General features: G+C 53.8%; 21 protein-coding genes. 20 read left to right on the top strand and 1 reads right to left on the bottom strand.

All coding sequences use genetic code 11. The annotated features are described in order from the left end of the window. Nucleotides 1–36 precede the first annotated feature (36 nt). The 15 genes from J4G78_RS01355 to J4G78_RS01285 all read left to right on the top strand — a co-directional run bounded on the left by J4G78_RS01355 (nucleotide 37) and on the right by J4G78_RS01285 (nucleotide 17762). On the top strand, nucleotides 37–1563 hold the full coding sequence (locus J4G78_RS01355; protein WP_207988103.1) for an acyl-CoA carboxylase subunit beta: 1527 nt from the start codon (nucleotides 37–39) through the stop codon (nucleotides 1561–1563). Between the two features lie 121 nt (nucleotides 1564–1684). After that, nucleotides 1685–1966 carry a hypothetical protein gene (locus J4G78_RS01350; protein ID WP_207988102.1) on the top strand — a complete coding sequence of 94 codons (282 nt, stop codon included), beginning with the start codon at nucleotides 1685–1687 and terminating at the stop codon, nucleotides 1964–1966. Beyond that, nucleotides 1966–2181, top strand: coding sequence for a hypothetical protein (locus J4G78_RS01345; protein WP_207988101.1), 216 nt, complete (start codon nucleotides 1966–1968; stop codon nucleotides 2179–2181). The genes J4G78_RS01350 and J4G78_RS01345 overlap by 1 nt, the downstream gene beginning before the upstream one ends. A 58-nt stretch (nucleotides 2182–2239) precedes the next feature. Further along, a complete protein-coding gene (locus J4G78_RS01340; RefSeq protein ID WP_207988100.1) occupies nucleotides 2240–3184 on the top strand; it encodes a DUF808 domain-containing protein in 945 nt (314 codons plus the stop codon). Then, on the top strand, nucleotides 3181–3615 hold the full coding sequence (gene mce, locus J4G78_RS01335) for a methylmalonyl-CoA epimerase (RefSeq protein WP_207988099.1): 435 nt from the start codon (nucleotides 3181–3183) through the stop codon (nucleotides 3613–3615). The genes J4G78_RS01340 and mce overlap by 4 nt, the downstream gene beginning before the upstream one ends. Before the next feature lie 69 nt (nucleotides 3616–3684). Beyond that, nucleotides 3685–4470 carry an enoyl-CoA hydratase-related protein gene (locus J4G78_RS01330; RefSeq protein ID WP_207988098.1) on the top strand — a complete coding sequence of 262 codons (786 nt, stop codon included), beginning with the start codon at nucleotides 3685–3687 and terminating at the stop codon, nucleotides 4468–4470. Next, nucleotides 4470–6608: a methylmalonyl-CoA mutase gene (gene scpA / locus J4G78_RS01325; RefSeq protein WP_207988097.1), complete on the top strand. Its 2139-nt coding sequence runs from the start codon at nucleotides 4470–4472 to the stop codon at nucleotides 6606–6608. The genes J4G78_RS01330 and scpA overlap by 1 nt, the downstream gene beginning before the upstream one ends. Beyond that, nucleotides 6605–7642, top strand: a complete 1038-nt coding sequence (gene bioB, locus J4G78_RS01320) for a biotin synthase BioB (protein ID WP_207988096.1) — start codon at nucleotides 6605–6607, stop codon at nucleotides 7640–7642. Before scpA ends, bioB begins: the two co-directional genes overlap by 4 nt. 119 nt (nucleotides 7643–7761) lie before the next feature. Next, nucleotides 7762–9732 (top strand): acetyl-CoA carboxylase biotin carboxylase subunit, encoded by a 1971-nt coding sequence (locus J4G78_RS01315; RefSeq protein ID WP_207988095.1) that lies wholly within the window; start codon nucleotides 7762–7764, stop codon nucleotides 9730–9732. A gap of 25 nt (nucleotides 9733–9757) precedes the next feature. Then, a complete protein-coding gene (locus J4G78_RS01310; protein WP_207988094.1) occupies nucleotides 9758–11395 on the top strand; it encodes an MFS transporter in 1638 nt (545 codons plus the stop codon). A 30-nt stretch (nucleotides 11396–11425) separates the two neighbouring features. Beyond that, nucleotides 11426–12469, top strand: coding sequence for an alanine racemase (gene alr, locus J4G78_RS01305; protein ID WP_207988093.1), 1044 nt, complete (start codon nucleotides 11426–11428; stop codon nucleotides 12467–12469). A 199-nt stretch (nucleotides 12470–12668) separates the two neighbouring features. Beyond that, entirely contained in the window at nucleotides 12669–13301 is a 633-nt protein-coding gene (gene phaR, locus J4G78_RS01300; RefSeq protein ID WP_207988092.1) for a polyhydroxyalkanoate synthesis repressor PhaR, read from the top strand. Nucleotides 13302–13376: 75 nt separating this feature from the next. Next, on the top strand, nucleotides 13377–14891 hold the full coding sequence (gene proS, locus J4G78_RS01295; protein ID WP_207990315.1) for a proline--tRNA ligase: 1515 nt from the start codon (nucleotides 13377–13379) through the stop codon (nucleotides 14889–14891). Further along, nucleotides 14891–17182: a ribonuclease R gene (rnr, locus tag J4G78_RS01290; protein ID WP_207988091.1), complete on the top strand. Its 2292-nt coding sequence runs from the start codon at nucleotides 14891–14893 to the stop codon at nucleotides 17180–17182. Before proS ends, rnr begins: the two co-directional genes overlap by 1 nt. A 58-nt stretch (nucleotides 17183–17240) precedes the next feature. After that, the gene (locus tag J4G78_RS01285; RefSeq protein ID WP_207988090.1) at nucleotides 17241–17762 is read left to right on the top strand and encodes a peroxiredoxin-like family protein; all 522 of its coding nucleotides are present in this window, start codon (nucleotides 17241–17243) and stop codon (nucleotides 17760–17762) included. A 4-nt stretch (nucleotides 17763–17766) separates the two neighbouring features. Here J4G78_RS01285 and J4G78_RS01280 read toward each other — a convergent pair whose 3' ends face one another. Further along, a complete protein-coding gene (locus J4G78_RS01280) occupies nucleotides 17767–18222 on the bottom strand; it encodes a universal stress protein (protein WP_207988089.1) in 456 nt (151 codons plus the stop codon). 148 nt (nucleotides 18223–18370) lie between these two features. Between J4G78_RS01280 and J4G78_RS01275 the strand changes: the two genes are divergently transcribed. The 5 genes from J4G78_RS01275 (at nucleotide 18371) to J4G78_RS01255 (ending at nucleotide 23931) form a co-directional block, all read left to right on the top strand. Then, nucleotides 18371–19687: a pyruvate dehydrogenase complex dihydrolipoamide acetyltransferase gene (locus J4G78_RS01275; protein WP_207988088.1), complete on the top strand. Its 1317-nt coding sequence runs from the start codon at nucleotides 18371–18373 to the stop codon at nucleotides 19685–19687. Nucleotides 19688–19749: 62 nt separating this feature from the next. Further along, nucleotides 19750–20373: an NADPH-dependent F420 reductase gene (locus tag J4G78_RS01270; protein ID WP_207988087.1), complete on the top strand. Its 624-nt coding sequence runs from the start codon at nucleotides 19750–19752 to the stop codon at nucleotides 20371–20373. A 20-nt stretch (nucleotides 20374–20393) separates the two neighbouring features. Then, entirely contained in the window at nucleotides 20394–21791 is a 1398-nt protein-coding gene (gene lpdA, locus J4G78_RS01265; protein ID WP_207988086.1) for a dihydrolipoyl dehydrogenase, read from the top strand. Nucleotides 21792–21991: 200 nt separating this feature from the next. Next, a complete protein-coding gene (locus J4G78_RS01260) occupies nucleotides 21992–22363 on the top strand; it encodes an endonuclease domain-containing protein (protein WP_207988085.1) in 372 nt (123 codons plus the stop codon). A 296-nt stretch (nucleotides 22364–22659) separates the two neighbouring features. Next, nucleotides 22660–23931, top strand: coding sequence for a Xaa-Pro dipeptidase (locus tag J4G78_RS01255; RefSeq protein ID WP_207988084.1), 1272 nt, complete (start codon nucleotides 22660–22662; stop codon nucleotides 23929–23931).

Below are 23931 nucleotides of genomic sequence, written 5' to 3'. Positions count from 1 at the left end.
GCATATCACACCTAGTGATTCACAGTCGGGGGATGAATGTCAGACATTATCGCACAATTGGAAGCCAAGCGCGCAGAGGCGATGCTCGGCGGCGGACAGAAACGGATTGATAGCCAGCATGCCAAAGGCAAGCTGACCGCACGCGAACGGATTGAGATCCTTCTTGATGAAGGGTCTTTTGAAGAAATCGATATGTATGTCGAACATAATTGCGTCGATTTCGGGATGGAAGAAACCAAAATTGCCGGCGATGGTGTTGTTACCGGCTCCGGTACGATTAATGGCCGTTTGATTTTTGTATTCTCTCAGGATTTCACCGTCTTCGGCGGCTCACTCAGCGAACGCCATGCAGAGAAAATCTGTAAGATACTGGAAAACGCCATGAAAGTCGGCGCTCCCGTCATTGGCATTAATGACAGCGGCGGAGCGCGTATCCAGGAAGGTGTCGCATCGCTTGGCGGTTATGCCGATGTGTTTCAGCGCAATGTGCTGGCCAGCGGGGTTGTTCCACAGCTCAGCCTGATCATGGGGCCCTGTGCGGGCGGAGCGGTCTACTCACCGGCGATGACAGACTTTATCTTCATGGTGAAGGATAGCAGCTATATGTTCGTGACCGGTCCGGATGTTGTGAAGACGGTCACCAACGAGATTGTAACCCAGGAAGAATTGGGCGGGGCCGTAACCCACACCACCAAGACCAGCGTCGCCGATGTCGCTTATGAAAATGACATCGAAGCGCTGCTCGCGGCGCGCGATTTCATCGATTATATGCCGCTGAGCAATCGGGAAGAAGTGCCCGAGCGACCGACGGCCGATCCATGGGACCGATTGGAAGACAGTCTCGATACACTGGTTCCGGCCAATGCGAACCAACCTTATGACATGCATGAGGTCATTCAAAAAATGTTGGATGAAGGCGAGTTTTTTGAAATTCAGCCAGCCCATGCCGGCAATATCATCTGCGGTTTTGGCCGGATGGAAGGCTCTACCGTTGGCGTGGTCGCCAATCAGCCGATGGTTCTCGCCGGCTGCCTCGACATTAATGCATCCAAGAAAGCTGCACGCTTTGTCCGCTATTGCGATGCGTTTAATATTCCGATTGTCACTCTGGTCGATGTCCCTGGCTTTCTGCCCGGCACATCACAAGAGCATAATGGCATTATCAAACATGGCGCAAAGCTGCTCTTTGCTTATGCCGAGGCAACCGTGCCGAAAATCACGATCATCACCCGCAAAGCTTATGGCGGCGCTTATGACGTCATGGCGTCGAAGCATCTGCGCGGCGACTTGAACTATGCCTGGCCAACCGCTGAAATCGCTGTGATGGGCGCCAAAGGGGCGGTTGAAATCATCTTTCGCGGCAAGACCGAAGAGGAAATTGCCGAGAAAACCAAGGAATATGAAGATCGCTTCGCCAATCCGTTTATCGCGGCGCAAAAAGGGTTTGTGGATGAGGTAATCATGCCGCATTCGACCCGGCGTCGGGTGGCTTTGGGATTACGGAAACTGCGGAACAAGCAGCTCGAAAATCCGTGGAAAAAGCATGACAATATTCCGCTGTGAAGGGTAATTTTAGTGGTATTTGACACCCGTATCTATAGATTAAAACGGTCGCTTTTCCCGACTGGCATTCTTGCAATTTCCGCTCTTTAACATTATAAGGACATGATAAGGAGTATTTGAGATGCAAAGCGAACGCGTGACTTTTCTGACATCACCGGAAGGCAAAGCCTCTATCGCTGCTCGAGCGGCAGCTAATGGCGTATCTATTGGCGAGTATATTCGTCGCAAAGTGGAAGATAATGACGATCTGACTTCCGCCCAAGAAGAAGAATTGCAGATATTGATTGACCAAATAAATTTGGCTGTGCCCAGAATACGGAAGTCGCTGGAAAGCGCGACCAGCATTTTGCGTGATTTACGCAAGGAAAATAACGAGTTTTTTAGCTCTAGAGGCATTGCCTGATGAGCGCCGTCAGCGATGTCCTGGCTGGATTGAAAAAGGTCATATTGCTTGAAGAGAATGTATCCCGCCTACAAGAGGAAGTGGCTGGCGTGGCGAAAGATGTGCGCAGAACGAGAGATTATGCCGCTGAGATAGACAAGCGCGTAATTCGGATCGAAACAATGATAGAAATGTCCGGCCGTACCTCGGAAAATCAACCGAGGATTGAGAAATGAAAATAATCAGAGCAAATAATGGTGCGGCCACCGCCACGTGCTGGAACCTAAGCGCGTAGTGCCAACAGGATTAGTAGCCCTTCTCGACGATGTCGCAGCCATTGCAAAGGTCGCTGCCGCATCGATTGATGATATTAGTGTCGCCGCCGCGCGCGCTGGAACCAAATCTGCTGGTGTCGTTATCGATGATGCCGCCGTCACACCGCAATATGTGACCGGCTTTAGCCCGGCGCGTGAATTGCCGATGATCTGGAAGATCGCCAAGGGATCGATCAAGAACAAGCTTCTGTTCCTGCTGCCCGCAGCCGTTCTGCTGGGTCAGTTTGCACCGTTTCTGATCCCGATCATCCTTATCCTTGGCGGCCTGTTCCTATGTTATGAAGCGGCTGAAAAAGTGCTGGAATGGCTTCATGTCGATGAAACCACCAAGCACGAAAAACCCGCCATTGTCGAAGGCCCTGGCCGCGAAGATGAAATGGTTTCGGGCGCAATCCGCACCGATTTCATTCTGTCTGCTGAGATAATGGCGATCGCTCTGTCCGAGGTTACTGATGAAGTCTGGTGGCAACAGGGCATCATTCTCGCGCTGATCGGCATCGTGATAACGGTGGGTGTCTACGGCGTCGTTGCTTTGATCGTGAAAATGGATGATGTCGGGCTGCATCTCGCGACCGAAAATGAAGGATTTGTCGCATCCTTTGGGCGCGGCTTGGTGGCCTTTATGCCCAAATTGCTGACCACCATTTCGATCATCGGGACACTGGCCATGGCATGGGTCGGTGGCGGCCTGCTGGTGCATAATATCGCAGCGGTTGGCTGGCACGGTCCGGAGCATCTTATTGAAGTCATTTCGCATCCGCTCGTCGGCCTGTTCCCTGAAACGGCCCAGCTATTTGCCAGCGGGATCAGTTTTGCGATATTATCCGGCCTGCTCGGCGTAGCCGTCGGCGCGGTGATCGCGCCACTGGTTCATAAAATCATTCCGCACGGAGAAGCACATTGAAATTAGGCCGCCTCAATCACATCGGCGTAGTTACTCCCTCTATCCCCGACAGCATCGACCATTGGCGCGATGTTATGGGAGCGACATCCATTTGCGAACCTTTCGACCTTCCCGCGCAAGGCGTGAAGGTCTGTTTTGTCGATACACCAGCAGATGGGCCCACGAATGGCACGCAGATTGAATTGATCGAACCGCTCGGTGAGGATAGTCCGATCCATGGGTTCCTTGCCAAAAACCCGCTTGGCGGACAGCATCATATTTGTTTTGAAGTGCCCGATATTCATTCCGCCAAGTCCGAATTCGAAGCCATGGGCAAGCGCGTCCTGGGCGAACCACGCATTGGCGCGCACGGCACTCTTATCTTTTTTGTGCATCCCAAGGATATGGGCGGGATGCTAACCGAGATTATGGAAACACCAAAGGATCACTGATCCGCTCAGCCAAAAATAGAAAAGTCGATCCGGAACCAACCGGTTTGACGCCACTCAAAGGGACAACATATGGAATTCGAGAATATCAAACTGGCCATTGCCGATCAGGTGGCAACGATCACGCTGAACCAGCCTAGCCGTCTCAACGCTTGTTCCCTGGACATGGCGGATGACATTTATCTGGCGCTCGACAAGCTGGAAGATGCACGCGCGGTCATCATCACCGGTGAAGGCCGTGCCTTTTGTGCAGGTGCCGATCTTCAAGCCAAAGGCGGTGATAGCGCCTTGTCAGGTGGGCAGGGCTCATATGCGGCGCTGAACAAGCATTATAACCCGTTGATGCTGAAACTCGCCAAGCTGAATATTCCGACGATTACCGCGGTCAACGGTCCAGCGGCAGGCGTGGGTTGTTCCATCGCGCTGGCAAGTGATTTTGCCATTGCCGGAAAATCCGCCTATTTCTTGCAGGCCTTCGTCAATATTGGTCTGGTGCCGGACGGCGGAGCCAGCTGGATGCTGACCCGTCTGGTCGGCAAGGCGCGGGCCACTGAAATGATGATGCTTGGCGAAAAAATTCCCTGCGAAAAAGCCGCAGATTGGGGATTAATCTACAAATGCGTGGACGATGCCGCTTTGATGGATGAAGCCAACGCCTTGGCCAAGCGTCTGGCCAATGGACCAACAGTCGCCTTGGGCGTCATGCGTCAAAATCTGGCCGCGGCGCTCGAAAGCGACTATAGTTCGGCTCTGCTCAAGGAAGCCGAAGGCCAGCGACTGGCCGGTGATAGCAAAGATGCACGCGAGGGTGCGATATCCTTCCTGCAAAAACGGAAAGCCGAATTTAAGGGCGAATAATGACCGATAAACCGACGATAGAAGACTGGAAAGCGCTTGCTGATAAAGAGGTCAAAGGGCGTGATCTGACTTGGGAAACGCCTGAAGGCATTGCTGTCAAACCGCTCTATACAGCGGACGATGCCGGTGACCCGGGACTTCCCGGCTTTGGGCCGTTCACGCGTGGTGTGAAGGCCAGCATGTATGCGGGGCGTCCCTGGACCATCCGTCAATATGCAGGCTTCTCAACGGCCGAAGAATCCAACGCCTTCTATCGTCGCAATCTGGCGGCGGGACAGAAAGGCCTGTCGGTTGCTTTCGACCTCGCGACCCATCGGGGTTATGACAGTGACCATCCCCGCGTAGTCGGCGATGTCGGCAAGGCTGGTGTGGCGATTGACAGCATCGAGGATATGAAAATCCTGTTCGACGGCATTCCGCTCGACACCATGTCGGTTTCGATGACGATGAACGGCGCGGTTATTCCGTGTCTGGCTTTCTACATTGTTGCAGCAGAAGAGCAGGGGGTCTCGCAGGATCAACTCGCCGGCACGATTCAGAACGATATTCTCAAAGAGTTTATGGTTCGCAACACTTATATCTATCCGCCAGCACCTTCCATGCGGATCATCTCGGATATTATTGCCTATACGTCCGAGCATATGCCGAAATTCAACAGCATCTCGATCAGCGGCTATCATATGCATGAAGCCGGTGCGACAGCGGTGCAGGAACTGGCCTTTACCATTGCCGATGGCCGGGAATATGCCAAGCAAGCCATGGCGACAGGCCTCGACATTGACGCATTTGCAGGCCGGCTGAGCTTCTTCTTCGGCATCGGGATGAACTTCTTCATGGAAGTGGCCAAGTTGCGGGCGGCCCGGACCTTGTGGCACCGCGTCATGACCAATCTGGGCGCGCAATCGGAACGGTCCAAGATGCTGCGCACCCATTGCCAGACATCGGGCGTTTCGCTGACCGAGCAGGATCCTTACAATAACGTCATCCGCACAACCATAGAGGCCATGGCCGCAACATTGGGTGGCACCCAGTCACTTCACACCAACGCGCTGGATGAGGCGATTGCGCTGCCGACGGACTTTTCCGCTCGCATTGCCCGCAACACGCAGATTGTTTTGCAGGAAGAGGCCGGCATCACCAAGGTCGTCGATCCGCTGGGTGGCAGCTATTATGTAGAAGCGCTGACCGACGAACTGGTTGAAAAGGCGTGGGAGATTATTGAACGGGTCGACGCCGAAGGCGGCATGGCCAAAGCGGTCGCTGATGGTTGGCCCAAAGGCATGATCGAGGAAGCTGCTGCTGGTCGTCAGGCGCGGGTCGACAAAGGCGATGATGTTATTGTCGGCGTGAACAAATATGTTCTGGAAGACGAGGATCAGCTGGAAACGCTGGATATCGACAACGCAAAAGTACGTCAGGGGCAGATCACGCGGCTCGACAAGATGCGCAAAGAACGGGACGAAGATGCCTGTCAGGCAGCGCTAAAAGCCATTACCGAAGGCGCCAAGGCCGATGGCAATATGCTGGCACTTGCGGTTGATGCTGCTCGCAAGCGCGCCTCTCTCGGGGAAATTTCGGATGCAATGGAAGCGGCATTCGGACGTTATGCGACCAAACCAACGCCAGTGAAGGGCATTTACGGGGCGGCCTATGAAGGCGATCCGCAATATGCGCTGGTTGTCGACGGTGTGGATGCTGTTTCACAACGGCTCGGTCGCAAACCAAAAATCCTTGTCGCCAAAATGGGGCAGGATGGCCATGACCGTGGCGCAAATGTCGTTTCGAGTGCGTTTACCGATATGGGCTTTGACGTGATTTCCGGACCTTTGTTCCAGACACCGGGAGAGACCCGCGATCTGGCTCTGTCAGAAAATGTGGATGCCGTAGGCGCATCCAGTTTGGCCGCTGGTCACAAGACGCTAATTCCCGAATTGGTGCAGATGCTGCGGGATTCCGGGCGCAGCGATATCAAGGTTTTTGCAGGCGGTGTTATCCCGCCTCAAGACTATGAATTCCTCCGTAAATCGGGTGTTGTCGGAATCTATGGACCGGGGAGCAATATTGTGGAATGTGCCGCGGATATATTGCGCCTGTTGGGCCATAATATGCCACCCGAGACCGAGGAAGCCGCTGAATGAATTTAGACGAAAAAGCTAGTGCACCCGCGCAGGGATACGAAGTCCGTCAAGACTGGTCGCGTGAAGAAATTGCCGACCTGTTCAACCTTCCCTTTGACGAACTGCTGTTCCAGGCCGCCACAGTTCACCGGCAGCATCACACCCCCGGCCAGGTTCAACTGTCCACATTGCTGTCGATCAAAACCGGCGGATGCCCGGAAGACTGCGGCTATTGTAATCAATCTGCCCATGCCGAAAGCGGTCTGAAAGCAGAAAAATTGCTCGATGTACGTTCGGTGTTACAAACAGCAGCGCAAGCGAAAGATCGCGGTTCATCCCGTTTTTGCATGGGTGCCGCGTGGCGCAATCCCAAAGACCGCGACATGCCTGCGATTATCGAAATGGTCAAAGGTGTCCGGCAAATGGGCATGGAAACCTGCATGACGCTGGGCATGTTGACCAAGAAACAATCGGATATGCTCGCCGATGCAGGGCTTGATTATTATAATCATAATATCGACACATCGCCCGAGCATTACGAAAAGGTCATCACAACGCGGACCTTTGGCGATCGTCTCGAAACGCTTGAAAATGTAAGGACGAGCGGGATCAATGTTTGCTCTGGCGGCATTGTCGGCATGGGTGAGGCCCGCGAAGACCGGGTTGGCTTTGTCCATGCGCTCGCGACGCTTCCCAAGCATCCTGAGAGCGTTCCTGTGAATGCGCTGGTTCCTGTAAAGGGTACTGTGCTTGGCGATATGCTTGCCGATACGCCGCTAGCGAAAATCGACGATATCGAGTTTGTGCGCACGATTGCGGTGGCACGGATTACAATGCCTGCCTCGATGGTACGCTTGTCCGCTGGCCGAGAATCGATGTCGGAAAGCACACAGGCGCTTTGCTTTATGGCAGGGGCGAACAGCATCTTTACCGGGGACAAATTGCTGACGACCGGCAATGCGGGTGATGATGCGGATGAGGCGATGTTTGAGAAATTGGGATTGGTCCCGATGGAAGCGGAACAGCGGGATAATGCGCTGGAGGCAGCTGAATAACAAAATGAAGAAATTTACTCGTCATGCTGAACTTGATTCAGCATCCAGAGCGGCAAACGCTGCGCTAAATCACCCTGGACCCCGGATCAGGTCCGGGGTGACGATCTGAGGGGATCGCTATGTTCAACAAAATCCTGATCGCAAACCGCGGTGAAATTGCTTGCCGGGTCATTCGTACCGCGCAGAAAATGGGCATCAAGACGGTGGCGGTTTATTCCGATGCCGATGCGCGCGCACCGCATGTAAAAATGGCCGATGAAACTGTCCATATCGGCCCTTCTCCCGCTGCTGAATCCTATCTGATCGCTGACAAAATTATCGCGGCCTGTAAAGAAACGGGCGCAGAAGCCGTACATCCTGGCTACGGTTTTCTCTCCGAACGGACCAGTTTTCCCGAGCAATTAGCCGAAAATGATATCGCCTTTATCGGCCCGCCGCCCAATGCCATCGCGGCCATGGGGGACAAGATTGAGTCCAAAAAACTGGCCGAAAAGGCTGGAGTCAGCGTTGTTCCGGGGCATATCGGTGAAATTGACGATACGGAACATGCGGTCGAGATTGCGGGCAGTATTGGCTATCCGGTGATGATGAAAGCCAGTGCGGGTGGCGGCGGCAAGGGCATGCGCCTCGCCTGGAATGAAAAAGATGTCCGCGAAGGCTTTGAAGCGACCAAGCGCGAAGGTCTTGCGAGCTTTGGTGACGACCGTGTGTTTATCGAGAAATTTATCGAGCAACCGCGGCATATCGAAATCCAGGTGCTGGGTGACAAGCATGGCAATGTCATCTATCTCGGCGAACGCGAATGTTCGATCCAGCGGCGCCATCAGAAAGTTGTCGAAGAAGCGCCATCGCCCTTTGTTGATCCCGAGATGCGCAAGAAAATGGGCGAACAGGCGGTCGCTCTTTCCAAAGCGGTGGATTATCACAGCGCCGGTACGGTCGAACTCATCGTCGGTGCGGACAAGAGTTTCTATTTTCTTGAAATGAACACCCGGCTTCAGGTGGAGCATCCGGTAACCGAATATATTACCGGCCTTGATCTGGTCGAACAGATGATCCGCGTTGCTTATGGAGAGAAGCTACCGCTGACGCAGGATGAGGTCACCCTGACAGGTTGGGCGGTTGAAAACCGCGTCTATGCCGAAGATCCTTATCGCAATTTCCTGCCATCCACGGGCCGTCTGGTGCGATATAATCCGCCAGAAGCCGAGGAAGGCATACGCGTGGACGATGGCGTTGCCGAAGGCGGAGAAGTGTCCATCTTCTATGACCCGATGATTGCCAAGCTCATCACCTATGGCGAAACCCGCATCGAAGCGATTGATCGCCAGATTGATGCGCTGAACCGGTTCGAGATTATTGGCCCGGGTCACAATATCGATTTTCTGTCGGCGCTAATGCAGCACGAACGGTTCCGCGAAGGCAATATCACCACCAATTTCATTGCCGAGGAATATCCCGACGGCTTTCAGGGCGCACCGGCCTCGGATGACCTGCTCCGCAATCTTGCTGCCATCGCGGCCTTTGCGGCGACAGCCCATGCTGATCGTGCGCGCCGGATTGACAATCAATTGGGACAGCGTTTGCAGCCACCATCGGAATGGGAAGTCAAGATCGGCGACAGCGTTCAGCAGGTGTCTGTCTCCGAAGACGGCATCTTGGTCGATGATCAAGACGTGGATCTGTCGGTTGCCTACACGCCAGGCGACAGCCTGATATTGGCGAGCATTGGCGAAGAGCCGCTATCTGTGAAAATATCCAAAACCGCTAATGGTTTTGCGCTGAATACGCATGGTGCGACGCATAAGGCCCAGGTCCTGCCGGCTCATATCGCGCAACATGCCGTGCATATGATCGAAAAAATACCGCCGGATCTATCCAAATATCTGCTCTGCCCAATGCCGGGACTATTGGTGGCGCTGCATGTGAAAGAAGGCGACAAGGTCGAGGAAGGCCAGCCTCTTGCGGTTGTCGAGGCGATGAAGATGGAAAATATTCTGCGTGCAGAAAAAAATGCCGTCGTTAAATCTGTTGAGGCGGCACAAGGGGATAGCCTTGCGGTCGATGCAGTGATACTCGAACTCGAATAATCAAAAAGCCTTGGGGAGGGCAGATATGGCCAGTGAGGCAGGCGTTGCAATGCAGCGTGAACCAACCGACAAGGAAATCAAGCTCGTTATCGGCGCATCGTCCGCTGGGACGGTTTTCGAATGGTATGATTTCTTTATCTACGGAACCCTGTTTTACATTATCGGCCCGACCTTTTTCCCGAGCGGCAATGAAACACTCGAAATCTTGTTGGTTTGGGCGACCTTTGCAATTGGCTTTGGTTTCCGGCCAGTGGGCGCTGTCTTATTCGGCTTTCTGGGCGATCGACTAGGGCGCAAATACACGTTTCTGGTCACTGTTACCTTGATGGGCATAGCGACCGCTGGTGTCGGCTTGATCCCTAGCGCCGAAACCATAGGACTGGCTGCCCCGGCTATCGTTATTTTCCTGCGTGTTCTGCAAGGCCTGGCGTTGGGCGGAGAATATGGTGGCGCTGCCATCTATGTCGCCGAACATGCACCAACAGAGAAACGCGGCTATTATACCAGCTACATCCAGGCCAGCGTTGCGGGCGGCTTTGTGCTATCTATCGGCGTGGTACTGGCTTGCCGCTTCCTGATTCCGACAGAAGAATTTAATGATTGGGGCTGGCGAATACCGTTCCTGCTCTCGATCATATTGCTCGGCATTTCGCTATGGATGCGGCTGAAGCTGAACGAAAGCCCCGTGTTCCAGGCGATGAAAGCGGAAGGAAAAACATCCAAAAACCCCTTTACCGAAAGCTTTTCCTATCCCGGCAACAAGAAGCGGATTTTCGTCGCGCTGTTCGGGATCACCGGCATATTGACCACGATCTGGTATACTGCTTTTTTCTCCGGCATGTCCTTTTTGCGCGGACCTATGAACGTTAACGACCTGACGGTGGATCTGATCCTGTTCTTTGCCGGTCTGATCTCCATGTCTTTCTATCTGATGGTTGGTAAATGGTCGGATAGGGTGGGGCGGAAAAAGCCGATAATTGTCGGTGCAATCCTGTCGCTGCTATTGCTTTTCCCTACTTTCTGGGGCTTGGGGCAACTCGCCAATCCCGGACTGACGGCGGCATCGGAGGCCAATCCGGTTCGTGTAGAAGGCACGGCTTGCAGCACAGACCCCTTTGCGGAACTGTTTAATCGCGAGCAAAGCGACTGTGGTAAGATCTTGGAGACCCTTACCGCCTCTGGCGTGGCCTATTCATTGACCGATGGCCCTGAGTTAAAGCTCTTCGCCGGTAGCGAGGAAATAGCGGTCGACGCCACCTGGTTCAGTGACGGGGCGGCGCGCCGGGATGGCATTCACAGCGCACTGAGTGAGTCTGGCTTTGACTTTGAGGAACAACAGCTTGGAGCGATGCGCATATTAGGCATTGTCGCCATATTGCTTGTTCTGGGCGCACTCAGCGCACTGACCTACGGCTCGGTTGCGGCGCTGCTGGCGGAGATGTTCCCGCCAAAAATTCGCTATAGCTCCATGTCGATACCCTATCATATTGGCGCGGGATATCTTGGTGGCTTCCTGCCTTTAATTGCGGGCTATATTGTGGCGCGTTCGGGTGATGTCTATTCGGGCCTCTGGTACACGTGGGTCGTTGTTGCTTTCGGCGTCATTGTAGCATGGTGGGGCATCCCCAGAGATCCGGAAGCCGCACTCGACGAAGCGGATTAAACTGACTATCTCCGCATGATGAGCGATGAGATGATCGAAATTCCTGCAACGGTCAAGCTGCGGCTTGATGGAGATGCGCTGGTATCCAACTGGCAAACGCTGGATAGAATGAGCGGCTCGGCCAGTGCGGGTGCAGCCATCAAAGCCAATGCCTATGGCCTCGGATCGATAGAGGTGCTGCAGCGCTTGCAGGCTGCAGGCTGCCGCGATTTTTACGTCGCAAACTGGCAGGAGGCCAGAGAGCTAGAAGGCCAGCTGGAAGGGGATAGCTGTATCTCCGTCCTTAACGGTGTCCGTGCCGACGACATGCCCTTTGCCATCGTCTCAGCGGCCAAGCCGGTGCTGAACAGCATGGAGCAAGTGCATCGCTGGAAAAACACCAGCCTCCCATGCGATGTCATGATCAATAGCGGCATGAACCGGCTTGGGATCAATAGAGGGGATATCGAGCAATATGACTGGAACGGTCTGGATATCGACATCGCCATGAGTCACTTGGCATCAGCCGACGAAGACGTCCCGCAAAATGCCAGTCAATTGCAAGAATTTATCGATGTGCTCGAATATACCCCTGGCAAGCGCCGGAGTCTCAGCAACAGCGCCGGCATAGCTTTAGGCAGCTCCTATCACTTCGACTGCACGCGGCCTGGTCTATCCCTTTATGGCGGAAAACAGCGCACCGAGCTTGAAAAAATAATTCAGCAAGTCGTCTTTCCCGAAACGCAGATATTGCAGGTCCGGGACTTGAGCATTGGCGACAAGCTCGGGTATAACGCGAAATATACAGCTAAACGGGCGCATCCGATTGCGATTCTGGCAATGGGCTATGCGGACGGATATCTGCGCGGCTTCTCTAATGAAGGTGTGTTTTTAAGCGGTAATACCAAGCTCCCGGTTCTTGGTCGTGTGTCGATGGACTTGATCGCGATTGATATTTCTGACGCTTCCCACCTCGAGGAATCTGACTGGGTGACGGCGGAATATGATTTGCCGATCGCGTCGGACCAGTCCGGGCTTTCCCAATATGAGCTGATCACCGGTCTTGGCCAGCGTTACGATCGGTATTGGGTCTAAACTGAGCAACTGCCATATCGCAGACGCACATGAATTAACCGGCGAAATTCCGCGCTAGTTGCATTATATTCAACTCCTGCAGCGGCTTTGGTTGCGGCGATGCACAATATTGTCTAATGCCATTCGGATCCCTCATTATTTTGAAGGCATGTTGACGTACAAAAACATAAAATACGCGATATGGTTCACAGGAGATAACATGGCGAAGACGAAAAAGGGCGATCCGGACGGCCCGATCACGATCAAGAAATACGCAAATCGGCGGCTCTACAATACGCAGACGTCCAATTATATCACGCTGGATTTTCTCGCTGAGATGACGCGGAACGATATTGATTTTGTCGTGGTCGATGCGAAAACTGGCGATGATATTACGCATAATGTCCTCACCCAGATCATCGTGGACGAGGAAAGCAGCGGGCAAAATATGCTCCCTGTCAATTTTCTGCGCCAGCTTATCTCGATGTACGGCAACAGCATGCAATCGTTGATGCCCTCATATCTCGAAGCATCCATGGATAATTTCCGCAAAAACCAGAAGCAGTTTCAAGAAGCTGTTGAGGGTGCGTTGAATAAGAATCCATTGGGACAGATGGCCGTAAAGAATCAGAAACAGTTTCAGGAAGCCATTGAAAATGCTTTGAAATCCAGTCCATTGGCGGGTGTCGTTGAAAAGGCATTAAACCCCCTAGGCCTGGGTGATAAGACAGCCTCTAACGACGCAGAACCGGAGCCGGAAGAGGAAGAAATGTCTGCAAAAGATCTTGAGATCATGCAACTCAAACAGCAGCTTGCCGACATCCAATCGAAGATCGATAGTCTCGACGATTAAACTGTCCTCCGCCGCTTTGAATTTCTGGACATTTCCCGACAGGAACCCAATTACGTGAAGAAAAATGCTTTATCCATGACCAGAGAGGCTGACTTTTCAGCCTGGTACCAGCAACTTATATCCGAAGCAGACTTGGCCGAAGAATCCGGTGTTCGCGGCTGCATGGTCATGCGACCTTGGGGCTATGGTATTTGGGAACGGGTACAGTTTCTGATGGATCAGCGGATCAAGGCGACCGGCCATGAAAATTGCTATTTCCCACTCTTCATTCCGCTCAGCTACTTCGCCAAGGAAGCGGAACATGTGGACGGTTTTGCCAAGGAAATGGCAGTCGTTACCCATCACCGATTGATGAAAGACGATAAGGACGGCCTTGTTGTCGATCCTGAAGCGAAACTGGAAGAACCGTTGGTCGTTCGGCCGACATCGGAAACGGTGATCGGTACATCATTTTCCAAATGGGTGCAAAGCTGGCGTGACCTTCCGGTTATGATCAACCAATGGGCCAATGTCGTGCGCTGGGAAATGCGCACGCGGATGTTCTTGCGCACCAGTGAGTTTCTCTGGCAGGAAGGGCATACCGCCCATGCAACTCGTGACGAAGCCATGGAAGAAACGCTCGACATATTGGAAATGTACCGCAGCTTTTCGGAAGAAGTTCTGGCCATGCCGGTTGTTGCTGGTGAAAAACCGGAAAATGAACGGTTTCCCGGTGCTGATGCGACCTATTCTATTGAAGCCATGATGCAGGATGGCAAGGCTTTGCAAGCCGGTACGTCCCATTTCTTGGGCCAAACATTCTCCAAGGCGCAGAACATCCGATTTCAGGATAAAGAGGGGCAGTTTCAGTTCGCTTATACGACGAGTTGGGGCACATCCACGCGGCTGATTGGCGGCGTGATCATGACCCACGGCGACGATGACGGCCTGCGCGTACCGCCACTGATTGCGCCTTATCAGGTCGTGATCATACCCATGCTGCGCGACAAACCAGAAGATGAAGAGGTCTTGAACTTCTGCACTGCGCTAACGAAACAAATTGCCGGATTACGGGCCTTTGACGAGAATGTTCGGGTGAAACTGGACAAGAGCGGAGCCAAGGCGTCCAATAAACGTTGGGCGTGGGTCAAGAAGGGTGCGCCGCTGATACTGGAAATCGGTCCGCGTGATGTCGCGGAAGGCAATGTTTCGGCACTTCGCCGCGATGCGCTTTACAAAGATAATGGCAAACTGGATTCCCAAATTCTTGCAAAAGATGCTTTTGCGGATCAGGTTCCTGCCTTGCTGGAAGAAATCCAGTCAAAATTGCATGGTGAAGCCAAGCAGAGACTGGACTCCAACATTACGCGCGGTTTGACCGATTTTGTTGAAGTTCAGAAATTCTACAAAGAGAATAAAAAATATCCCGGTTGGCTCGAAGTGCAGTGGTGTAGAGCCACGGGCGAAGAGTTGGACCAGATCGAGGAGCGATTGAAAAAGTTGAAGTTGACCTTCCGCAATGTTCCCCAAGAGGCGGCTGCCGTTGACGGCAATTGTATATTCACCGGAAAGCCAGCAGTTGAGCGGATTCTCATCGGCAAAGCCTATTAATGGCCAAACCGTCCAAATCTCATAAGCCAAGACAGGTTCCTTCGCGCAAACAGATATTGGAATTTATCGAAAACTCTGATCAGCCCGCTGGCAAACGGGAAATAGCCAAGGCCTTTCATTTGCGTGGATCAGATAAAATCACCCTCAAAGCCCTGTTGAAAGATATGGCCGATGAGGGGTTGATCGACAGCACACCGGGGCGGGCCTTTCACAAAATGGGCGGTATTCCGAAGGTTACCGTGCTCAAAATTGTCGAAATTGATGGTAATGAAGCCATTGGCATGCCGGAACGCTGGGAAGCCGAAGCCCCGGCGCCGCGTCTGCGGATCAAGGAAAGAGGCCGCCGCGCAGCACTGGCTGTCGGTGACCGCATATTGGCCCGGACCGAAGAACGCGGGCAGGGGTATATCGCCTTCATGATGAAAAAAATCGCCCAAAGCAGTGATATGCTGTTGGGTGTCGTCGAGAAGGATGAGCGCGATCGGTTCTGGTTGAAACCTGTCGATCGGAAAATCAGGCGCAGCACAGCCATTTCTGATCTGGGTGAAGCGGAAGTCGGCAATCTGGTTCTCGCAGAGCCAGTCGGTCGCGGAACGCAAATCAAGGCGCAGGTGAGAGAGGTGCTGGGCGATCCCTTTGCACCGAAATCTTTCAGTCTGATTGCGATCCACAAATATGAAATTCCGCAGGTTTTCCCCTCTGATGTTCTGGACGAAGCGGAACAAGCGACCCAATTGGAGCTCAGCAAACAACACCGCGAAGACCTGACTCATCTGCCCATCGTGGCAATCGACCCGGCTGATGCGCGGGATCATGATGATGCCATCTGGGCAGCGCCCGATGATGACGAGAATAACGCTGGCGGGTTCAAAGCCATAGTCGCGATTGCCGACGTGTCCTTCTATGTCCGCAGCGGCAGCAAACTCGACCGGGAAGCCTATAAGCGCGGCAATAGTGTTTATTTTCCGGATCGCGTGGTTCCCATGCTTCCCGAAGCGCTGTCGACCGATGTTTGTTCGCTCAAACAGGATGTCGATAGGGCCGCATTGGTTTGTCATCTCAAGATAGACGCCAAGGGCAAAGTTGTCTCGTCCCGCTTTACGCGCGCAATCGTTCGTTTGACCGGCAATATCGCTTATGAAGATGCACAGGCTGCGATGGACGGAAAATCAGAACATCCAATGAAAGCGGCAGCTCTTGAACCGCTTTGGGCCTGCTGGAAACTGCTCGCAAAGGCCCGCGATGGCCGTGAGCCGCTGAACCTCGATTTGCCGGAAAAGCGCGTTGTTCTGGATGATCAGGGGCGGATTGCTGAAATTGCCGTTCGTGAGCGTCTCGATGCGCATCGTCTGGTCGAGGATTACATGATCGCGGCCAATGTCGCTGCCGCGAAGATGCTTGAATCCAAGAAGTCGGCTTTGATTTACCGCGTCCATGAAACACCGTCTCGCGAAAAACTGATCGCACTCAAAGACTATCTCAAGAGCTTCGACGTCAGCTTTGCCATGGGACAGGTGATCAAGCCCTCCGTGTTCAACCGTCTGATTTCACAAGTCGGCGAGGCGGAGATTTTGCCGCTGGTTATGGAACAGATATTACGCAGTCAGACACAGGCCTATTACGGCGCCACAAATATGGGCCATTTCGGCCTGTCCCTTGGCAGCTATGCGCATTTTACCAGCCCCATTCGCCGCTATGCAGACCTGATAGTCCATCGCGCTCTGGTCAGTGGCTGCAAATTGGAGCAACCTGAGCCAGACAATGAGAATATTCCGGCGCAAAGCGGACTATCGAAAGATATGGCGGGCAAGCTCGATATGATTTCCGAGAAGATCAGCCAGCTCGAACGCCGCGCCATGAAGGCCGAGCGGGAAACGGTCGATCGCTATATCTCGGCGCATTTGTCAGATCATGTTGGCCAAGTGCTCAAATGCCGGATTACCGGCGTCCAGAATTTCGGGTTTTTCGCAACGGTTGAAGAATTGGGCGGAGATGGGCTTGCTCCTGTCCGGACATTGGGTGTCGAACGGTTTGATTATGACGAGCAAAAGCAACAGCTTGAAGGCATGGATACCGGTATTACCTATAATATCGGGCAAAAGCTGGACTTGCGGTTGGTCGAGGCCAATGCGGCAACCGGTAGCCTGCTCTTTGAATTGGCCGAAGGCGCTAACCATATGACGGGCCGCCATGAACCAAGGCGCGGCGGGAAAGGTCCCGGCGGCAACTCCAAGCCACATCGCAAAGGTAAGCGGGGTCGTCCTGCCAATATCAAACATCGCGGTCGGTAGTGTAACCGGATGGCTTTTGGTGCCAATAGTGCAGGTCATTCAAATAAAGGATATCCCCATGCCAACCCTCGTTCCGAACCAATCCGTACCTGACTTTACCGTAGCTATGACTGATGGCGGCAAGTTTCAATTGAGCCAACGCGCTGGCGATAATTTTACTTTGCTCCTCTTCTATCGCGGACTGCATTGCCCGATCTGCAAGGGGCAGTTGCGTGACCTGCAGCGTAAATTGGGTGATTTTGCAGAACGCGGCGTGATGGCTGTAGCGATCAGCATGGATGATCAAGGCCGCGCTCAAAAATCAGCCGAGGATTGGGGTATTGATGAATTGATGCTCGGCTATGGCCTCGGCGAAGATACAGCCCGGCAGCTGGGTCTCTATATGTCCGCTGGCCGTCCCGACAGTCCGGAACCGGCGCGGTTTTCTGAACCGGCGCTGTTTCTGGTTCGCCCTGATCAGACGCTCTATTTTGCCAGCGTCCAAAGCATGCCGTTCACGCGGCCGCCACTGGATCAATTGTTGCAAGGTATCGACTATGCCCTGGCCAATGATTACCCGGCGCGCGGCGAACTGGGTTAGGGCGCTAGCTTAACCGGTCAATCTCTTCCTTGCTCAGTGATCCGGGTACAACCATCACAGGGCAGGGAAGGCTACCGACCTCTGTTGCGGCAAAATGCGTTACCAAAGGACCGGGCACGCCATTGCCGGCAGCACCGAGAACGAGGGCCGCCAAGCCGTCAATCTCGTCCATGAGTTTCCGAACATCTTTCGCGCCCTTGCCCTCTCTGACGGTGATTGAGGGGCGGATCCCGGTTTCTTCAAATAAAGTACCAGCGGCGCTCGATACCAGCGCTTCGGCGCGGTTCTTGGCTTCTTCCTCAAGCGTGGCCTGAACCCCGCCCCAGGCAACAAAGCCTTCACTGGCCACTAGTGCCAGAATATGCAGCGCGCCATTTGTCTTCATTGCGCGCCGAGAAGCAAAGCGCAGAGCGATGCTCGCTTCCTCCGTTTCGTCAATAACCACTAGGTAAGTACGCATCAATAATCCCCAACCGCCTGCGCAAATTTCACTAATAAAACCGAGCTTGCGATAAAAGCCTGTGATATGCAAGATTTACACAGCTTGCGCTTTGCTGTCTTTTGCGCATAAACGCTTTAACGATTATAGACACAAGGGTTTTCTCTCCATGCCGATCAACCTTCAAATGCCCGCCCTATCGCCGACGATGGAAGAAGGGACACTGGCCAAATGGCTTGTGAAAGAAGGGGATGAAGTGGCTTCCGGCGATTTGCTGGCGGAGATCGAAACCGACAAGGCGACGATGGAATTTGAAGCGGTGGACGAAGGTGTCATTGCGAAGATTGTGGTGGCCGAAGGGACCGATAATGTCAAAGTCGGGGATGTGATTGCGATTATCGCCGAAGAGGGAGAAGACGTTGACGTGGCATCGGAAGGCAGTGCCAGTGAACCGAAAAAGGCAAAGCCCGAACCTGCACCTGAGAAAACAGAAGAAAAAGCTGCGCCTGCACCCAAGAAGGCTGCTGAACCGGAGCCGGAAGAAAAGCCCAAGGCCGCTGCTCCCGCTGATGGCGATGGTGATCGCATCAAAGCAAGCCCATTGGCTAGAAGATTGGCCGAGCAAAAAGGCGTTGATCTCGCCGCTCTAAAGGGTTCCGGCCCCGGCGGCCGGATCATCAAGGCCGATATTGATGCAGCTGAAGGCGGCACCGCGCCGACCAAAAGCGAAACCGCGGCGCCTGCGCCAACCTCTGCTGCGACCCCGGCACCGGCACCAGCAGCCAATGATTTCGATATCCCGCACACGTCGGAAAAACTGTCCGGCATGCGCAAGACCATTGCCCGCCGCCTGACTGAAGCGAAGCAGACCATACCGCATATCTATCTCACCGTGGATATCCAGCTCGACAAGCTGCTCAAACTGCGCAGCGAACTCAACGCGACGCTGGAACCACGCGGTGTCAAATTGTCGGTCAATGATTTGCTGATCAAGGCGCTGGCGGTCTCGCTCATGCAGGTGCCGAAATGCAATGTCTCGATTGACGGCGATCAGCTCAAGACCTTTGCCCGCGCCGATATCTCTGTGGCCGTGAGCATTCCCGGCGGCCTGATCACACCGATTATCACGAGCGCCGACACAAAATCGCTCAGCACCATTTCCACTGAAATGAAAGATCTCGCAGGCCGCGCCAAGGACGGCAAGCTCAAGATGCACGAATATCAGGGCGGCACCGCCAGCATCTCCAACATGGGCATGTTCGGGATCAAGAATTTCGACGCGGTGATCAACCCGCCGCAAGCGATGATCATGGCGATCGGGGCAGGGCAGAAGCGCCCCCATGTCATCGACGACAGCCTGCAAATCGCCACGGTTATGAGTGCAACCGGCAGCTTTGATCACCGGGCGATTGATGGTGCAGATGGCGCGCAGTTGATGCAGGTGTTTAAAGATCTGGTGGAGAACCCATTGGGGATGCTGGCTTAATCAGCCGTTGAGCCGCCATTTCCCCCAGCTATTCATTTCCTCACCCCCAAGGAGTAAGCCCAATGAAAATAGCAGTTATCGGAAAAGGTCGCGTTGGCAGTGTGTTGGGACCAGCTTTTCATAAAGCAGGTCATAATGTAAGCTATGGTGTCCGCGATGCGAACGACGCCAAATATGACAATGGCGATGGCATCGGTTTGAAATCAACCAATGACGCGGCGCAATGGGCGGACGTGGTGATCCTGTCCGTCGACTGGTCAGTAGCGCTGGATGCGCTTAAGCAATGTGGCGATCTGGCGGACAAGATACTTATCGATTGCAATAATCCCCTGAAAATGGGCGATGGCGGACTGGAACTCGCATTGGGTTTTGACAATAGCGCCGCCGAGATGATCGATGCGCAGACGAATGCGAAGGTTGTCAAAGCGCTGAACCAAGTCGGTTCGCCGGTCATGGGCATGGCACATGACTATCCCGAACGTCCGATCCAGTTTGTCGCAAGTGATCATGATGATGCGAAAGAAATTGTTAGCGGATTGCTTCGCGACATCGGTTTTAACCCGATTGACTATGGCCCACTTATCAACGCGCGGAAACTGGAACCGCTAGCAATGGTGTGGATTGATCAAGCATTCCAACATGGTATGGAACCTCACTCCGCCTGGTACCTAATGCCTGGCAAATGACGAAAGTAGAAGACTGATATATGGCAAAAAATTACGATCTCATCGTCCTTGGTTCCGGCCCTGGCGGCTATGTCGCGGCCATCCGCGCCTCGCAACTCGGCCTGAAAACCGCCATTGTCGAGCGCGAAAATCTCGGCGGCATCTGCCTCAATTGGGGTTGCATACCGACCAAGGCGCTGCTTCGCTCGGCGGAGGTGTTTCACAATATGAAGCGCGCGGCCGATTACGGTCTGGCGGCGGAGAAGATCAGTGCGGATCTGGACGCCGTCGTGAAACGCTCCCGAGGCGTGGCGGGTCAGCTGAACAAGGGCGTCACCGGCCTGATGAAGAAGAACAAGATTGACGTCATCATGGGCGACGGCAAGATTGTCGAGAAAGGCAAAGTCGCCGTCAAGACAGAGAAGGGCGACGAAGAACTCACCGCCAAGAATATCATCATCGCCACCGGTGCCCGCGCCCGCGATCTGCCTTTTGCCAAGGCCGATGGCAAACGCATCTGGACCTATCGCCATGCCATGACGCCGCCGGAAATGCCTAAAAAACTGCTGGTTATCGGCTCCGGTGCGATCGGGATCGAATTTGCCAGCTTCTATAATGACATGGGCGCGGACGTGACCGTGGTCGAGATGATGGACCGCATCGTTCCGGTCGAGGATGAGGAAATCTCGAAATTTCTCGAAAAGTCGCTGAAAAAGCAGGGCATGACCATCATGACCGGCGCTGGCGTCAAGAGTATCGAGACATCAGCCAAGGGCGTCAAGGCGGAGATTGAGGACAGCAAAGGCAAGAAAGCCAGCCATGACTTCAGCCATGTGATTGTCGCGGTGGGTATCCAGCCCAATGTCGAAACCGTCGGTCTGGACGAGCTTGGCATCGAGCCCGACGAGCGCTTCCATATCAAAACGGACGCGATGTGCCGGACCAATGTCGAGGGCATTTACGCGATCGGTGACGTCACCGGCGGACCGTGGCTCGCGCACAAAGCCAGTCATGAAGGCGTTATCGCGGTCGAAGCGATAGCGGGTGGCCATCCGCACGCGATGGATGTGAACAATATCCCGGGCTGCACCTATTGCCACCCACAGATCGCGAGCGTCGGCCTGACCGAAGCCAAGGCAAAGGAAGCCGGTCATGACGTCAAAGTCGGCAATTTCCCGTTTATCGGGAACGGGAAGGCCATTGCGCTTGGAGAGACCGAAGGTTTCATCAAAACCGTGTTCGATGCGAAAACCGGCGAATTGCTGGGCGCGCACATGATCGGGGCCGAGGTTACCGAGCTGATCCAAGGCTATACCGTCGGCAAAACGCTGGAGACGACTGAAGCGGAACTGATGAACACTGTCTTCCCGCATCCAACACTCAGCGAAATGATGCACGAAAGCGTGCTCGACGCCTATGAGCGGGTTTTGCATATGTGATCAGACGTTAGACGTTACCCCTCACCAACGTCGCCTAACCGCCTTCGGCGCTAAGGCTTTGGTTTCCTCTCCCTCAAGGGGAGAGGAGGGCCCATTTTGGCAGTTTCGGCCACTTTTCCTCTCCCCTTGAGGGAGAGGACAGATTTGCTTACGAACTTGTTCGTTAGAAAATCTTGGTGAGGGGTGGAGGTCAAGCGCCAATGGCCGGATATAAACGGCAAACTCTACAACACGCCAAACAGCTACGTCGCGACATGACGCCGCAGGAGCGTCTGCTTTGGAACCGGTTAAGAGACCGTCAATTAGGCGGATATAAGTTTCGAAAACAACAGCCAATAGGTCCCTATATTGTTGATTTCATATGCCACGAAAAGAATCTGATTGTGGAAGCAGATGGATCGCAGCATTATGATAGTGATCATGACCTGGCGCGCGATCAGTGGTTGAAAAAGCAAGACTACTCTGTTCTTAGATATTGGAATAATGAGATAAACGAGAATCTGGAGGGCGTTTTGGAAGCTATTTTGGTTGCGCTTTCCCAACACCCCTCACCAACGTCGCCTAAGCAATAAATTGCTAAGGCTTTGGTATCCTCTCCCTCAGGGGGAGAGGAAAAGAAAGTAATATCGTGAATCCCATCATATTGGCGCAGATTGGGAGTAGGGATTTTACTTCTCTCCCCTTGAGGGAGAGAAAAGACTTGGCTTGGCAATTTATTGCCTTAGCAAGTCTTAGAGAGGGGTGGGCGGCAATCATTGCCGTTGCGCTTATACGCCACCCCTCACCGACTACGACTAAGCACCTGCGGTGCTAAGTCTTCGTTGTCCTCTCCCTAAAAGGAGAGAGAATTCAAAGAGGGGAGCAATCGATGAATCCGATCAAAGGCTTACTGGCACTATCTCTTACCATCTCTGCGACTGCCAATGCGGAGACCATCGTCTATACGGCTGACCGGATGTTGGATGTCGACAGCGGCCGAATGATCGAGAACCCCGCCATTATCGTCACTGATGGTAAAATCGCCCGGGTCACGGACCAGAATGACCCGGTCGAGCCAGCAGATGCCAAAACGGTTGCACTGGGAGATGTCACAATTCTCCCCGGTCTGATCGACATGCACGTCCATCTTGATGCCAATCCGATTTATGGCGGCTATAGCGGCCTGCAATTCACGGATCAGTTCTTTACGGTGCAGGGTGTCGCCAATGCACGCGCTATGCTGGAGGCAGGTTTTACCAGCGTTCGCAATATCGGTTCCGACAATTACTCGGACATCGCATACAAGCAGGCGATTGATGAAGGATTGATCGCCGGACCGCGCATTACACCTGCGGGCTATTCGCTAGGCGCAACCGGCGGCCATTGCGACCAGACCTTCCTGCCGCCTTCATTCCAGGCCAAATCGCCTGCCGTCGGCGATGGCCCCGCGGAATTGCGGAAAAAGGTGCGGGAACAGCGCAAATATGGCGCCGAGGTCATCAAGGTATGTGCCACGGGCGGAGTGTTTTCCCGCAATACGGAGCCGGGACAGCAGCAATTGTCGCTGGAAGAGCTCAGCGCGATTGTCGATGAGGCGAAGCTGTGGGGTCTGAAAACAGCGGCCCATGCCCATGGCGCTGCCGGAATCAAGACAGCGATCCGTGCTGGCTTTACCACCATCGAGCATGCCAGCTTGGTCGACAAAGAGGGCATTGATCTAGCGCGCAAGAACGGCACCTATTTCGGAATGGATATTTTCAACACCGAATATACCCAGTCAGAAGGCAAGAAAAACGGGGTCTTGGAGGAAAATCTTCTCAAAGACCGGCAAATTGCCCAGCTGCAGCGCGACAATTTCCGCGCCGCCCATCAGGCGGGCGTGAAGATGGTGTTCAGTTCCGATGCCGGCGTCATGCCGCATGGTATAGCAGGCGGGCAGTTCAAGATCATGGTCGACTATGGCATGACACCACTGCAAGCCATTCGCGCCGCTACGATTAATGCTGCGGATGCGCTTGGGAAAGCCGATCAGGTCGGGCGGATAAAGATTGGATATCATGCGGATTTTATTGCTGTTGATGGCAATCCGCTCGCCAATATACGGGAATTGGAAGATGTCGACGTCGTAGTAAAGGGCGGGACGCTCGTAAAAGGACAATAG

This window comes from Parasphingorhabdus cellanae (assembly GCF_017498565.1).
Lineage (GTDB): Bacteria > Pseudomonadota > Alphaproteobacteria > Sphingomonadales > Sphingomonadaceae > Parasphingorhabdus > Parasphingorhabdus cellanae.
Note: the sequence above shows the minus strand (reverse complement) of the source record. Positions and strands in the feature narration are given on the sequence as shown.